Annotated in this window: 10 protein-coding genes; 3 read left to right on the top strand and 7 right to left on the bottom strand. The window is 63.5% G+C overall.

The features are described 5' to 3' along the window. Nucleotides 1-5: 5 nt before the first annotated feature. Nucleotides 6-1,262 (bottom strand): Hsp70 family protein, encoded by a 1,257-nt coding sequence (locus tag V1286_RS18050; RefSeq protein WP_334481411.1) that lies wholly within the window; start codon nucleotides 1,260-1,262, stop codon nucleotides 6-8. 230 nt (nucleotides 1,263-1,492) lie between these two features. Here V1286_RS18050 and V1286_RS18045 point away from each other — a divergent pair, with 230 nt between their 5' ends. Continuing rightward, nucleotides 1,493-3,826 carry a Tex family protein gene (locus V1286_RS18045; RefSeq protein WP_334481410.1) on the top strand — a complete coding sequence of 778 codons (2,334 nt, stop codon included), beginning with the start codon at nucleotides 1,493-1,495 and terminating at the stop codon, nucleotides 3,824-3,826. Nucleotides 3,827-3,996: 170 nt separating this feature from the next. Here the strand turns inward: V1286_RS18045 and glsA are convergent, their stop codons facing one another. From glsA to V1286_RS18025, 4 genes are all read right to left on the bottom strand, one after another. Beyond that, nucleotides 3,997-5,856: a glutaminase A gene (gene glsA, locus V1286_RS18040; RefSeq protein ID WP_334481409.1), complete on the bottom strand. Its 1,860-nt coding sequence runs from the start codon at nucleotides 5,854-5,856 to the stop codon at nucleotides 3,997-3,999. A 22-nt stretch (nucleotides 5,857-5,878) separates the two neighbouring features. After that, nucleotides 5,879-7,942 (bottom strand): TRAP transporter permease, encoded by a 2,064-nt coding sequence (locus V1286_RS18035; protein WP_334481407.1) that lies wholly within the window; start codon nucleotides 7,940-7,942, stop codon nucleotides 5,879-5,881. Nucleotides 7,943-7,992: 50 nt separating this feature from the next. Continuing rightward, on the bottom strand, nucleotides 7,993-9,153 hold the full coding sequence (locus V1286_RS18030) for a TAXI family TRAP transporter solute-binding subunit (protein WP_334481406.1): 1,161 nt from the start codon (nucleotides 9,151-9,153) through the stop codon (nucleotides 7,993-7,995). 154 nt (nucleotides 9,154-9,307) lie between these two features. Then, on the bottom strand, nucleotides 9,308-9,529 hold the full coding sequence (locus V1286_RS18025; protein WP_334481405.1) for an acyl-CoA carboxylase biotin carboxyl carrier protein subunit: 222 nt from the start codon (nucleotides 9,527-9,529) through the stop codon (nucleotides 9,308-9,310). A 132-nt stretch (nucleotides 9,530-9,661) separates the two neighbouring features. Here V1286_RS18025 and V1286_RS18020 point away from each other — a divergent pair, with 132 nt between their 5' ends. Next, the gene (locus V1286_RS18020; RefSeq protein ID WP_334481404.1) at nucleotides 9,662-10,636 is read left to right on the top strand and encodes an IclR family transcriptional regulator; all 975 of its coding nucleotides are present in this window, start codon (nucleotides 9,662-9,664) and stop codon (nucleotides 10,634-10,636) included. Then, nucleotides 10,566-12,125 carry an acyl-CoA carboxylase subunit beta gene (locus V1286_RS18015; RefSeq protein WP_334481403.1) on the top strand — a complete coding sequence of 520 codons (1,560 nt, stop codon included), beginning with the start codon at nucleotides 10,566-10,568 and terminating at the stop codon, nucleotides 12,123-12,125. The genes V1286_RS18020 and V1286_RS18015 overlap by 71 nt, the downstream gene beginning before the upstream one ends. 98 nt (nucleotides 12,126-12,223) lie before the next feature. On the opposite strand, the gene V1286_RS18010 is transcribed toward V1286_RS18015, so the two are convergent. Beyond that, nucleotides 12,224-13,504 (bottom strand): MFS transporter, encoded by a 1,281-nt coding sequence (locus tag V1286_RS18010; protein ID WP_334481402.1) that lies wholly within the window; start codon nucleotides 13,502-13,504, stop codon nucleotides 12,224-12,226. A 303-nt stretch (nucleotides 13,505-13,807) separates the two neighbouring features. Beyond that, on the bottom strand, nucleotides 13,808-14,578 hold the full coding sequence (locus V1286_RS18005; RefSeq protein ID WP_334481400.1) for an enoyl-CoA hydratase: 771 nt from the start codon (nucleotides 14,576-14,578) through the stop codon (nucleotides 13,808-13,810). Nucleotides 14,579-14,688: the final 110 nt, after the last annotated feature.

Below are 14,688 nucleotides of genomic sequence, written 5' to 3'. Positions count from 1 at the left end.
GAATCTCAGTTCGCGGGCCCGTATCGTCGCAGCGCCTCCAGCGTCAATCCCTTGCCGACGGCGCCGAAGATGTCGCCCTCGACGATGCGGGCCGATGGCACGGCTTTGACGATCGTATTGCGAACGTGGGCGAGTTTTACCGAGCCGCCGGTCAGGAACACCGAGTCGATATCGCCGGCGGCCAGGCCTGCCTGGATAAGGCAGTTGTTGATCCGCGCCGCGATGCGATCGGCCAGCTGTTTTGTATGGCTGACGAGATCGGGGCGGCTGATATCAGCGCCAAGGCCGGGGGTAACCCACTCCAGCGGGATGTCCGCCCGGCGCTGCTCGGACAGGGCGATCTTGGCCTCTTCGACTTCCATCGCCAGCGTATGGCCGCGCTGTTCGTGCACCACGCGTATCAGCCGGTCGAGAAGTTCCGGCTCGCTGGCCTCCTGCCGCACCTGGCGGATATCGGCCATCACGCGCGGATCGTACATGCGGTTGATGCTCGACCAGGTCGCGAGGTCGTGGAAATAGCTCGACGGCACGTCAAGCCCGGGACGCTTCATGGCGCTGCGGAATCCGAACAGCGGCATGATCACGCCGAGGCTGAGCTGACGGTCGAAATCGGTGCCGCCGATGCGCACGCCGTCATTGGCGAGGATATCGGCCGCGCGATCGACCTTGCCGTGGCGCTCGGGCCCCAGACGCACGATCGAGAAGTCGGAGGTGCCGCCGCCGATATCGGCGATGAGTGCGACTTCCTCGGATGTGATCTGTCGCTCATAGTCCAGCGCCGCGGCGATCGGTTCGAACTGAAACGTGACCTCGTCAAAGCCGATCCCCTGCGCAATCGTCCGCAGGGTGTCCTCCGCCTTGCGATCGGCGTCCGGCGCGTTGTCGACGAAGTGCACCGGCCGGCCGTGAACTACCTCGCGCAGTTCGCGCGCCGTGGCTTGTTCCGCGCGGCGTTTGACCGCACCGAGGTAATAGGCGATCACGTCGCGAAAGCTGACCCGTGCGCGTCCGAGCCGGGTGGTTTCGTCGATCAGCGAGGTGCCGAGCACCGACTTGAGGCTTCGCATCAGCCGGCCAGGCGCGCCTTCGACATAGGTTTCCACGGCCTTGCGGCCGATCAGAACGCCCCCGTCCACCTCATAGAACATCGCACTGGGTATAGTGGTTTGTGTGGCCTCCAGGGCCACCAGAACCGGCGCATGGCCCTCGATGGTGCCAAGCGTCGTGTTCGACGTTCCGAAATCAAGGCCACAGATTGACATGGGTGCTCCTGGAGGGAGCGTCCGTTTACACATTACAACGCCATCGATCCACCTTTATCTTGTGTCATCGCAACCGGTTGTTCGCACATATTGAATTGTTCGATTAAGGCCATCCACAGATCAATTTGTTTCCCGCAACGCCTTGATGAAATAATCTGCGATGGTCCATAAGCGGCCTCCGGCGGCGGGGGTGATTCACCTGCCGCCCTGGTTTCGGGAAAGATTTGGCCGTGGCAAATATCAATCGACAGATCGCGGAAGAACTCGGCGTTCGCGAGCAGCAGATCTCCGCGACAGTCGAATTGCTCGACGGCGGCGCCACCGTGCCGTTCGTGGCGCGCTATCGCAAGGAAATCACCGGCGGGCTTGACGACGCGCAATTGCGCACGCTGGAAGAGCGGCTGACCTATCTGCGCGAGCTTGAAGAGCGCCGGACGGCCATCCTCAATTCAGTGCGCGAGCAGGGTAAGCTCGACGCCGCGCTGGAAGCGGCGATCATGGCGGCCGACAGCAAGGGACGTCTGGAAGACATCTACCTGCCGTTCAAGCCGAAGCGCCGCACCAAGGCCGAGATCGCCAAGGAAGCCGGGCTCGAACCATTGTCCGAACTGTTGCTGACGCAGCCGCAGAACGATCCGCAGGTCGTGGCTGCCGGCTACATCGACGCCGAGAAGCAGGTGGCTGATGTCGCCGCGGCGCTCGAAGGCGCGCGGGCGATCCTGGTGGAGCGCTTTGCCGAGGATGCCGATCTGATCGGGCGCTTGCGCGAAGAAATGTGGTCGAACGGCGTGATGACATCCACCGTGCGCAAGGGCAAGAAGACCGAGGGCGAGAAGTTCAAGGACTATTTCGACTACAACGGCGCCCTCCACAAGCTGCCGTCGCACCGCATTCTCGCGCTGTTTCGGGGTGAGAAAGAAGAAATCCTCGAGCTGCAGATGATGCCCGAGGCGAATGTTCCGGTGGCCGGCGTCCCCAGCACGTATGAACTGAAGATCATGCAGCGCTTTGCGATTACCGATCAAGGCCGCCCGGGCGACCGCTGGCTGATCGAGACCGCGCGCTGGGCCTGGCGCACCAAGATCCAGGTGCATCTCAACATCGACCTGCGGATGCGGCTGTGGACGGCGGCGGAGACCGAGGGCGTGCGGGTGTTCGCCGCGAATTTGCGCGACCTGCTGCTGGCGGCGCCGGCCGGCGCGCGCGTCACCATGGGGCTCGATCCTGGTTACCGCTCCGGCGTCAAGGTCGCCGTCGTCGACGCGACGGGGAAGGTGGTGGCGACCACCGCGGTCTATCCGCACGAGCCGCAAAGGCAATGGGATGCGGCACTGGCGACGCTGGGCAAGCTCGCGGTCGCGCACCGCGTCGACCTGATTGCGATCGGCAACGGCACCGCCTCGCGCGAGACTGACAAGCTGGCGACCGAGCTGGTCAAGCTGCTGCCGGACCTGAAAATGTCGAAGATCGTGGTGTCCGAAGCGGGCGCGTCGGTCTACTCCGCCTCGGCCTTCGCGTCCGAGGAATTGCCGGAGCTCGACGTCACCTTGCGCGGCGCGGTGTCGATCGCGCGGCGCCTGCAGGATCCGCTGGCCGAACTCGTCAAGATCGACCCGAAGGCGATCGGCGTCGGACAGTACCAGCATGACCTCGGCGAATCCAAATTGGCGCGCTCGCTCGATGCCGTGGTCGAAGACTGCGTCAACGCCGTCGGCGTCGATGCCAACACGGCTTCCGCGCCGCTGCTGGCGCGGGTGTCGGGCATCGGCGCAGGGCTCGCGCAAAGCATCGTGCAGCATCGCGACGCCAATGGCCCGTTCAAATCGCGAAAGGCGCTGAAGGAAGTGCCGCGGCTGGGACCGAAAGCGTTCGAGCAATGCGCGGGATTCCTGCGCATCAACGGCGGTGAAGACCCGCTCGATTCGTCCGGTGTGCATCCGGAAGCTTATCCTGTGGTGCGGCGGATACTCACCGCAGCCAAGAGCGACATCAAGGCGCTGATAGGCAATGCCGAGATCGTGCGGCAGTTGAAGCCGCAGGCCTTTGTCGATGACACGTTTGGTCTGCCCACGGTGACCGACATCCTGCGCGAACTGGAAAAGCCCGGCCGCGACCCGCGTCCGGCATTCAAGGCCGCGGTGTTCAAGGAGGGTGTCGAGGAGATCAAGGACCTCAAGCGCGGCATGATCCTGGAAGGCACGGTGACGAACGTCGCGGCGTTCGGCGCCTTCGTCGATATCGGCGTGCACCAGGACGGGCTGGTGCACATCTCGGCGATGTCGAAAACCTTCATCAAGGACCCGCGCGAGGTGGTGAAGCCGGGCGACATCGTCAAGGTCAAGGTGCTGGAGGTCGAGGTCGCCCGCAAGCGCATCGCACTGACGCTGCGGCTCGACGACGAAGTGGGCGAGAAGGGCCCCAAGCTGTCGGAAAACAAGATGCGCGAGTATTCCAAGGCGTCGATGACGTCATCCGCGCCGCGCAAGGCGCAGGAGCAGGGCGGTGCACTGGCTGATGCCTTGCGGCGTGCCGCCGAAAAGAACGGGCGGGGCAAAGCGGGATAGGCAGGGAGCGTCTCGCCACCAGTGGCTTCATCCTTCGAGACGCGGCCAAGAGGCCGCTCCTTCAGGATGAGGTCTGGCAGTGTCGAAACCGGGATGCAGCTCTTTGACCCTCATGGTGAGGAGTACGGCAACGCCGTGCGTCTCGAACCATGTGGCCCCTGGCAGCAAGTCTAACTCGGTGTCAGCAGATTCACCTTGGCGTTGGCGAGGATCAGGCGGTCGGCCAGTAATTGCGCAAGATTGCGCATGATGCGCTCGCCGGCGCGCGGATGCTGCTTTCGGAAACGTTCGAAATCGCGCAGCGGGACTTCATAAGCCGTCGCGGCCATGTCGGCGAAGACGTCAGCCGAGCGGCGCGGCTCCAATAGCGCCATTTCGCCGAACGGCATTCCCGCCGTCAGCGTCGCCAAGCGGATGCCGTCGGGCAGGGTGACATGCACCACGCCGCTCCGCAGAAAGAACACCGAGGTCGCAGGATCGCCGGCTGCGATGATCTTTTCGCTCGCCTGATAGGTCCGGATCGAAGCGAGCGAGGCGAGATCGGTCAGTTCCTCGTCCGTCAGTCCGGCCAGCAGCGCCTGTTCGGAAAGTTCGGTCGCCTCGAAGAAATCGATCGCGCCGCCGTAACGATAGACCACCTGGTCTTCCGCCCATTCGATCGCGGCATCGAGCAAATAGTAGTTGCGGATGTTGCTGAGGCCTTCCGTCCATTCCCCGATCATCTTCCATTCCGGCGACGACCGTCTGATGCCGGACAGGATCACGGTGACGTGGTGGGCAGCGAGTTCGCGGAATTCCTCGGCGAGCAGGCGGGTGCCGGCGCGGGTCATGGCCGTGACGCGGCGCAGGTCGAAGATGACGAGCTGCGGCCGCGGCTTGGCCGCGAGCTGGCGCGAGACATAATCGACATTGGAGAACGACAGCGTCCCGACCAGCTCGATCACGCGAACGTCCTGGTGATGCGCGGCGAGGATGTTCTGTTCCTGCGCACGCCGCACCCGTCGCGACGGGCTGTTGCCGATGTCGTAGTCGGCGATAATGCTGTTTCGGGCGTCGTCGCTGCGGTTGAGCATATGCAGGTCGTAATGGGATGACAGCGCCTCGCAGACCTTGATGCCGCGCACGCTGTTGCCGTGCTTGTCGAGTTTCGGCGAATAGCTGCCGAGCCCGAGCCGCGCCGGCAGCGCCGCGAGGATGCCGCCGCCGACGCCGCTCTTGGCGGGAATGCCGATCCGGTAGATCCATTCCCCGGCGTAATCATACATGCCGGAGCTCGTCATGACGGAGAGCGTGCGGGAGATGGCATACGGCGTCAGCACCTGTTCGCCGGTCACGGGATTGATGCCGCGGTTGGCCAGCGTCGCAGCCATCACGGCGATATCGCGCGCCGTCACCAGGATGGCGCATTGCCGGAAATACACCTCCAGCACGGCAGCCACGTTGTCTTTGATCACGGCATTGGTGCGCAGCAAATAGCCGATCGCGCGGTTGCGGTCGCCGGTGGTGCTTTCGGAGGCATAGACCGCGTCGTCGACGTCGAGATCGCGCCCGGCAAACCGGCCCAGCGCCTGCCTGATATAGTCGAATGCGGCGTCGCCCTTGGCCTCGTGGATCAGGCCGGAGCAGGCGATCGCGCCGGCATTGACCATTGGGTTGAAGGGATGGTTTTCAGCGTTGAGGCGTATCGAGTTGAAAGGATCGCCCGACGGTTCGACGCCGATCACGCTCTCGACCCGCGCCGCACCCAGCGTATCCAGCGCCAGCGCGAACACGAACGGTTTCGACATCGACTGGATGGTGAAGGGGATCTGGGTGTCGCCGACCTCATAGACATGGCCGTCGAGGGTGGCGAGGCTGATGCCGAAATGGGAAGGGTCGGCCTTGCCGAGTTCGGGGATGTAATCGGCGACCGCGCCGCTGCTCTCGGGCGTGAAATCCGCGTGGCAGGCGTTCAGGAACCGCAGCAAGGGCGGTTTCGAGCTGGTCCAGGCAGCGGGGCCGGCGTTAAGCGGAGGAGGCGATTGTTTCATCGCCTCCTCTTGTGCAACGCAATCAGGGTGCGCGCAACTGGCTCGGCGCCAAGGTCTGCCGCCGTACCAGCACCAGCGCGGTGAGAACGGTCGGGATCAGGATCGCCAATCCAAGAGAGGTGACCTGCCATTGCGCGAGCGGCATGATACCGCCGCCAGGCGTGGCGATGACGAAGCCACCGATCACGAGCAATACCCGCAGCGGCCATTCCAGCGCGCCGGCACCCCTTAGGTCGCCGACAAACGCCTGATAGCCCTGGATGCCACCGCAGATGAACAGTGTGCCGAAACCCGCCAGCGCCATCAGCCCGAGCCCCTCCAGATACGGGCTTGGTCCCTGCAGCACCAGCGCCGGGTTCAGCACGAAGAAGAACGGGATGAAATAGATGATGCTGCCGACCCACATCGACTCCCATCCCGTCTTCATCGCCGGCGAGCCGGCTATGCCGGCTGCGGCAAAGGAGGCGATGGCGACTGGCGGCGTGATCGAGGACAGCATGCCCCAGTAGAAGATGAACATGTGCACGGCCATGCGGTTGAGGCCGAGTTTTTCCAGCGCGGGCGCCACCAGGATGGCGAGAAAGATGTAGCAGGCCGTCGTCGTCAGTCCAAGCCCGAGAACGAGGCTGGTGAAGGCGCACATCACGAGCAGCAGCAATGCATTGTCGCCGGCGATCCGCAGCAGATCGTTGGCGAGGCTGGAAACCACGCCGGTCATTGAAAACGCGCCGATCAGAAGCCCGCAGCCAGCCAGGATGCCGACCAGCTCGACGAAGGTGCGTCCGTTGACCTCGAGGAACTTGCTGATAGTCGCAGGCGTCCAGCGCGTATCCTTGGAGAATATCTGGTTCAGTACCAGCAGCAGCGCCGTCGCGTAGAACGGCGCGTGGCTCTCGCGCTTGAAATACAGCAGCATCACGATCAGGAGCGCGATGACGAAAATATAGTACCAGCCCTCCTTGATGGTGTCCCAGACCTTCGGCAGCTCGGACCGCGGAATGCCCTTCAGCCCGTGGCGCGCGGCATAGGAATCCACCTGCATGAACAGGCCGATGTAATACAGCGCCGCCGGAATGATCGCGGCGAGCGCGACGTCGGCGTAGCTGACGTTGAGGAACTGCGCGATTACGAACGCGGTCGCCCCCATCACCGGCGGTGCCAGCACCGCGCCGGTCGACGCGCAGGCTTCGATCGCGGCGGCATAGGAGGCGCGAAAGCCGCTCTTCTTCATGACCGGAATCGTCATGGTGCCCGCGGTCAGCACGTTGGAGATAATCGATCCGGACATCATGCCGAGCAGGCCGGAGGCGAAGATGCAGACCTTCGCGGCGCCGCCGCGGAAGGTGCCGCACAGCGCAAAGGCGATGTTGATGAAGAATTTGCCGGCGCCCGTCATCATCAGCGCGGTGCCGAACACCAGAAAGCCGATCACGGTGTCGGCAAAGGCCTGGATCGGGATGCCGAGCAGGCTTTCGCCCGACAGCACGTGATAGGAGGTCGCCTGTTCGAGCGTCGATTGCGTGCCGCGGAACGGTCCCAGCCACGTGGCGTCGGCGAACAGCGGATAAACCGTAAACGGCAGCACGCTCAGCAACAGGCTCCAGCCGCCTGTGCGCCGCAATGCCTCCATCAGCACCGCCCACATGATGACGCCGGCGACAATGACGGGCGTCGGCGCACCGCCGAATTCCCAGCCGGCTTCTGCCGCCTTGCGGACGCTGCGCATCAGGAGGATGGCGCAGGCGAAGGTGACGACGAACAGCAGGATGTCGTACCAGGGAATTCGATCCAGCGGCGAACTCTCGGCTCCCGGAAAGATCAGGAACGTGAACGGCAGCATCAGCGCGATCAGCAGATAGAAATACTCGGTGTTGAGCTGCGTATAGCCGAGGAAGAAGCGTAACGAGAATTGCTGGTTGATGCACAAAAGGATGGTGACCGCGGTCGCGACCACCAACGCCCAGCGCCACGCCCCTCGCAGCGTGCGCACGCGTGTGACTTCGGCTTCCTGCATGTTGGCATGCGGGTCGTCGAATTCAATTCGTTGTGTCGGCGCGATTACGCTATCGCTCGCAGAAGGTGACATTATTTCCCTCGAGACGGTATTCGCTGTCGACCTGATCGCGCGAAGCAGTGTTATTCAAAGCCGTTCGGCATGCTGGCTTTGGTCAGCGCCGCAGCGCGCGCCTTCATCCAGCCATCGAGAAACGCCTTGTCGTCCGATGGCGGACTGGACTTGTTGAAGTCGGTCCATGCCGCCGCCAATACCTGCTGGCGCTTGAGCAACCCCTTGTTATGGGCTTCCTGTTCGTCGCTCCACTGTCCGGCTTCCTTCAGAGCCTTGGCTGCGCCCGGATGAACCGGGACCACCCAGTTCTTGGTCTGGCGGTCGGCGGCAAGGCCGCCCGCGCCCGGCGCGGAATCCTTGTAAGCGTCGTAGCCCGTGATCATCGCCTTGGTGATGGCATAGACCTCGTCGGCGCCCAGCGATCCGTATGACACGAAGATCGGATAGGGGTAGTTGCCGAGCTCGACCGGCTTGTCCTTGGTGATGCCGGCACCGCAGGTCGCGACGTGCGGGAAGAAGAACGAGCCAACCTTTTTCACGCGCTCCCAGCCGGCCTTGTCGCTGGCGGGCAGCGGCGGCCAGATGATGCCGCGCGGCGATGTCTCGAGCTCCTTGGCAGGGCCGGTGATGGTGGTGGCGAAGGCGGCATCGATGTCGTTGTTGACCATGCCCTTCCACATCGCGCCATAGCTCGAGAACTCGACGACCTTGACGTCGCTTTGCTTGAGGTCACCGAACGCCAGGACCGCGAGTGCGTTCTGGTTCAGCGCCGGCGAACCGACCACGAAGCCGACGCGCTTGCCCTTGAGCTGCTTGATCTCGGTCACGCCGCTATCCTTGGCGACCCCGAGCGAAGCGCCGTTGCAATCGACGGTCGACAGCACCAGTTGCAGGGCTTGCGGACCCCATTCCTTGGTGCCGAATTCGAACACGCCTTCCTGGGCGAAATAGCTGCCGGAGCCCATCGCGGACATGGCCGCACGCTTGGCGCGCAACGGTGCCAGTCGCGCCACGTCGTTGCCGGCGGGCAGCACGCGGACATCGGTGCCGTATTTGTCCTTCATCATCTTGCCGACGCCTACGGCGATGTTGAAGCCGGCCGTTCCGGTGTCATAGGCGGTGACGACCATGGTCGGCGGCAGCTTGACGTCTTGGGAATGGGCCGGCGAGGCGAGCAGCGAGACGCCCGCAAGGGCAATTGGCGCGAACGCCTTCAACCGATGAATCATAATTTTTCCCCTCATAGTTTTCGCGAAAGTCACTCGTTAGCGTTGATCATGTCATCCGCTGCTGGCGATGGCAACGTTAGGTGCGCAAACGTCAACAGCAGAGCTGGACAGATTGTCGCGGAATCGTCGCAAGCACGTCTATGCCGTGATCAAGTTAAGCTTCGATGACGGCGACGACCTGTCCTTCAGCGATGACGTCGTCGAGTTTGACCAGGATAGCCTTGATTCTTCCTGCCGTCGTCGACGTGACCGGAATTTCCATCTTCATGGCTTCGACGAAAGCAATCTCGTCGCCGTCGCTGACATTTCCGCCGGTTGTGACGGGAAGCGCGCACACGCGGCCGGCGACTTCGGTGACGATCTTGATGTCTGGCATTTCCGTTCTCCGGGGACCGTCTGACGGACTCGTGTCCTCGCGAACGGCTTTTTGTTGTGGCCGCAGATTGCCTGAGGTAGTTTGTTCTGCAAGTGGAATTTTATTCCGCAGGGCGGAATGGAGCCATACCAAATGGGAAGACGCTCGGAACGGCTTAGCAAGCAGGGAATGCTCGCCAGCGATCTCGCAGGCGAGGGTGATGTGATCCAGGTGGTGTCGCGGGCGTTCGACGTCCTGCGCTGCTTCGAGGGTCATGAAGCGCGACTGGGCAATCTGGAAATTTCCAGCCGCTGCGGTCTGCCGCGCTCGACCGTATCGCGGCTCACGCACACGCTGACGCGGATGGGCCAGCTGGTTTATCTGCCGCGCGACCAGAAATACCGTATCGGTCCAAGCGCGGTGGCGATGAGCACCTCGATGATGAAGGGGTTGCAGCTTCGCAATCTTATCCGGCTGCGGTTGCAGGACGTCGCCGATCAATTGCCGGGTACCGTCGGCTTCGTGATTCCGGATCGCTATCATCTGGTCTATCTCGAATTCGCGCGTGCAGCGAATGCGCTCGGTCTGCATGAAGGCACCGGCAGCCGCATCTCGATGACGAGCACCGCGGCCGGCTTTGCCTACACCGCCGCGCTCGATACTGACGTCGGCGACGCCTTGATCGCCGAAATGGAGCGCGAGATTCCGGGAAATGCGGGGCTCTTGAAGTCGCGCATGGAAACCAACCGCCGCCATTTGCGCGAACATGGCTATGTCGTCGGCTGCGGCACCTGGAGCCCGCATATCAACGGTTGCGCGGTGCCGGTGTGGTCGCCGCAATATCAAACCTTCGTCGTCGTGACGATCGGGCTGCTGTCCGCGATGTTTGATGAGAAGCGGCTGCACGGGGAAGTGGCGCCGCTGATGCTCGAACTCGGCGTTGCGATCGGCAGCCTGCTCGAAGGCACCGAGGGCGATATCTTCGCAAACCGCATGGAAAGAAAGCCGCTTCCGGTACCGGCTCATAATAACAAGATCATCAAGACGGAGGATACGAATGAATTGGAAGCCGGAGCTCGACGAGCTCGCTCGGCGCGAAGCGTTCGCGCGCGAGATGGGAGGCGTTGACAAGGTCAAGCGCCAGCATGACCAGGGCCGGCTCACGGTTCGTGAGCGCATCGACGGACTGATCGACAAGAATTCCTTCCACGAGATCGGCGCGATTTCCGGCATCGCCGAATACGACGACAACAGCGAACTCAAGCACCTGACGCCGGCCAACTGCGTGTTCGGCCGCGGCAAGATCGACGGCCGCACCGTAGTCGTGGTCGGCGACGATTTCACTGTGCGCGGCGGTTCGGCCGACGCCTCGATCTCGGCCAAGCCGCTGATGGCCGAGGAAATGGCGCATGATTTTCGCCTGCCGATCATTCGCGTGATCGAAGGCTCGGGCGGCGGCGGCTCGGTGAAGACGATTGAAACGCGCGGGGCTGCCAATCTGCCCGGCGGGGTCGGCGGCACACGCTGGTACTGGTTCACGATTGCCAACATGGCGCGCGTGCCGGTGGTGGCCCTCGGCCTCGGTTCGGTCGCAGGCCTTGGCGCGGCGCGGCTTGCCGCCAGCCATTATTCGGTCATGACCAGGAATTCCGCGATGTTTGTCGCAGGTCCGCCGGTCGTGAAGCGGCTCGGCCAGGATCTGACCAAGCAGGAGCTCGGCGGCGCCGAGATCCAGACCCGCGCCGGCGGCGTCGACGATGCCGTGGACACCGAGGAGGAGGCGTTCGAACGCGCCAGGCGCTTTCTGTCCTATCTGCCGTCCTCGGTGTACGACCTGCCGCCGACCACGCCTTGTGCCGACGATCCGGAGCGCGCGGAAGAATCGCTGTTGAAGGCGGTGCCGCGCAATCGCCGCCAGGTCTACAAGATGCGCCCGATCATCGACGCCGTGGTCGACAAGGGCTCGTTCTTCGAGGTCAACGCCAATTTCGGCCGCCCGGTCATTACCGGGCTCGCCCGGCTCGAAGGCCGCGCCGTGCTGCTGCTGGCGAGCGATCCCTACCACTACGGCGGATCGTGGACGGCGGAGGCGTGCCAGAAGGTGGTGCGCTGGGTCGACTTCGCAGAGACCTTCCATCTGCCGGTGGTTTATCTGATGGATTGCCCCGGCTTCATGATCGGGCTCGAGGCCGAGAAGTCGGCGACCATCCGTCACGGCGTGCGCGCGATGGCGGCGGTCAACCAGTCGACCGTGCCCTGGTGCACTATCATCGTGCGCAACGCATTCGGCGTGGCGGGTGTCGTGCACCAGCCGGCCAACCGCTATTCGATGCGCTACGCCTGGCCGTCGGCCTATTGGGGCTCGCTGCCGCTGGAAGGCGGCATCGAGGCGGCCTACCGCGCCGACATCGATGGTTCAGATGATCCGGCCGCGAAGCTGAAGGAGATCGAGGATCGCCTCAACAAGCTGCGCTCGCCGTTTCGTTCGGCCGAGAAATTCTGGGTCGAGGAGGTGATCGATCCCCGCAAGACGCGTTCGCTGTTGTGCGAATTCGCGCGATTGGCGGAGCCAATCCGAACCGTGGGTCCGCCAACCAATATGTCGACGCGGCCGTAGGTCTCTCTCGGGTGGGCAAAGCGCAGCGTGCCCACCATCTCTCCACGCATTGACAGCGAATGGTGGGCTCGCTTCGCTCAGCCCACCCGACAACTCCATCACGCCGCCACCGGCTTCGGCCGCGAGATCGCCAGCACAATCAGCGCCGCCACCACACAGAGCGCACCGGCGACGAAGAAGGCCGGCAGGTAGGTCTGGAGCGCCGTCCGCGACAGGCCGGCGCCGAAGGCCGCAACGCCCGCGCCGAGCTGATGGCCGGCAAAAATCCAGCCGAACACGAGATTGGCGCGTTCGGGACCGAAGCGTTGCGCGGTGAGCCGCACCGTGGGCGGCACGGTCGCGATCCAGTCGAGCCCATAGAATACCGCAAACAGCGACAGGCCATAGAACGAGAAGTCGGTGAAGGGCAGGAACAACAGCGACAGGCCGCGCAGCCCGTAATACCAGAACAGGAGCCAGCGATTGTCGTAGCGGTCCGACAGCCAGCCCGAGACGATGGTGCCGACGAAATCGAAAATGCCCATCGCCGCGAGCAGGCTCGCCGCCTGCACCTGCGGAATACCGAAATCAAGGCACATCGGAATCAGGTGAACCTGGACCAGACCGTTGGTCGAGGCGCCGCAGATGAAGAAGGTGGCGAACAGGATCCAGAACACGCCCGACTTCGAGGCGTCGCGCAGGGTGCCGAGCGCTGCCGCCATGATCGGCGTGGTGTTCGGCGGGAGCGCCGGCAGCGGCTCGGTGCCTTCGTCGCCGAACGGCCGCAAGCCGACGTCGCTCGGACGGTCGCGCATGACCATCAGCACGGCGAAGGCGGCCACGCCCAGCATCACGCAGACCAGCGCCAGCGCGATCCGCCAGCCATAGGTTTCGGTCAGGCTCGCCAAGAGTGGCAGGAAGGCAAGCTGCCCGGTCGCAACGCTCGCGGTGAGGATGCCGACCACAAGCCCGCGCCGCGCCGCAAACCAGCGCGCGGCAATCGTAGCCCCCAGCACCAGCGCCGTCATGCCGGTGCCGAGCCCGATCACCACGCCCCACAGCAGCATCAACTGCCAGACCTGCGTCATCGCCAGCGATGCGACGAGGCCGGATACGACGATCAGCAGCGCCAACAGCGTGACGTTGCGCAGGCCGTAGCGGTTCATCAGCGCGGCGGCGAAGGGCGCCATCAGCCCGAACAGGATGAAGCGGATCGACAGCGCCGAGGAAATCTCCGCCGTGGTCCAGCCGAATTCCTTCTGCAGGGGCACGATGAAGACGCCGGGAGCGCCGACCGTGCCGGCGGAGATCAGGGCGGTGAGAAAGGTCACGGCGACCATCACCCAGCCGTAGTGGATGTTGCGGCGGGCGAGAGCGGCTGACAGCCAGTTCGAGATCATTGGGCCTCAGAGGATTCCAGAGGGAAGATTGGCCTGGTTCGGCTTACGCATTCTGACGTGATGACCGTTTGACTTGAATGTCACACTTCCCTCATTTCAGGACATCACGACACCGCTGCGCCAAGGATCGATCCGGGTGCGGTCAACCCCCGTATTGAATTATTGTTGTAATATTATGCGCTGCAACAAATCGCAACGGATCATCCCATGAAAAATCTCGCCGTTCGCATGAGAGAAATTGATCGACCGGCGCCTGAGGCTGGGATTGTCCCCCTTGCCGGCAGGTCTCATGCGCCCCTCCGTCTATTTCTTGCGGTCGAGAAATCCCTGCATCAGCCGCTGCGGCTCGCCGGTCAGGAAAGACTTTCCGAACACGCCGACGCTTAAGTTGACGGATTCGGTCAGCGGCAGTTCCTCCCACTGGCGCAGCAGCGCCTTCTGTGCGCGCAGCGCTTCCGGGCCGCATTCGAGCAGCGCGTTCACCGTGTGCTCGACGGCGGCATCGATGCCATTTTCCTTCGCGACCACGTCGACCAGGCCCCAGGCGAGCGCGGTGGGCGCGTCGATGTTTTCCGCTGTCATGACCAGCCAGCGGGCGCGGCCCCAGCCGATCAGCCGCGGCAGTAGGGCGGCATGGATTACCGAGGGGATGCCGACACGCACCTCCGGCATGCCGAATTTAGCGTCGTGGGCGGCAATGCGGAAATCGCAGGCGGCGGCGACTTCGAGTCCGCCGCCGAGACACCATCCAGGCAACCGCGCGATCACGGGCGCCGGAAAGTTGCGCACGGCCTCGCAGAGGTCGCGCAGCCGCGTGATAAAGGCTTCCGCGGATTTCTGGTCGAGACGCGCCATCTCCTTGATGTCGGCGCCGCCGATCATGCTCTTTTCGCTCTGGCCGGCGAGGATGACCGCGCGAATGCTCTTGTCGCCGGCGAGTTTCTCAAACCCTTCACGAACCCCGTTGGTGACGGCGGAGGAGAGGATGTTGAGAGAGCCTGCGTTGCAGATCGAGAGGCGAACGACACCTCGAGCGTCGCGATCGATGCCGCAGTGGGGATTGAGCATTTCCATTTTGTTTTCCGCAACTGGTCGGGACGGTTGACGTCACTTCCAAGGACATTACGGCGGCTTGTCAAGGGGAAGCGGGGAGGGTGTTGCGCGGCGGCACGCGCCGACATAGA

Origin of the sequence: Bradyrhizobium algeriense (assembly GCF_036924595.1) — a bacterium.
Taxonomy (GTDB): Bacteria; Pseudomonadota; Alphaproteobacteria; order Rhizobiales; family Xanthobacteraceae; genus Bradyrhizobium; species Bradyrhizobium algeriense.
The sequence above is the reverse complement of the archived record's forward strand: the minus strand, read 5'-3'. Positions and strand labels throughout refer to the sequence as shown.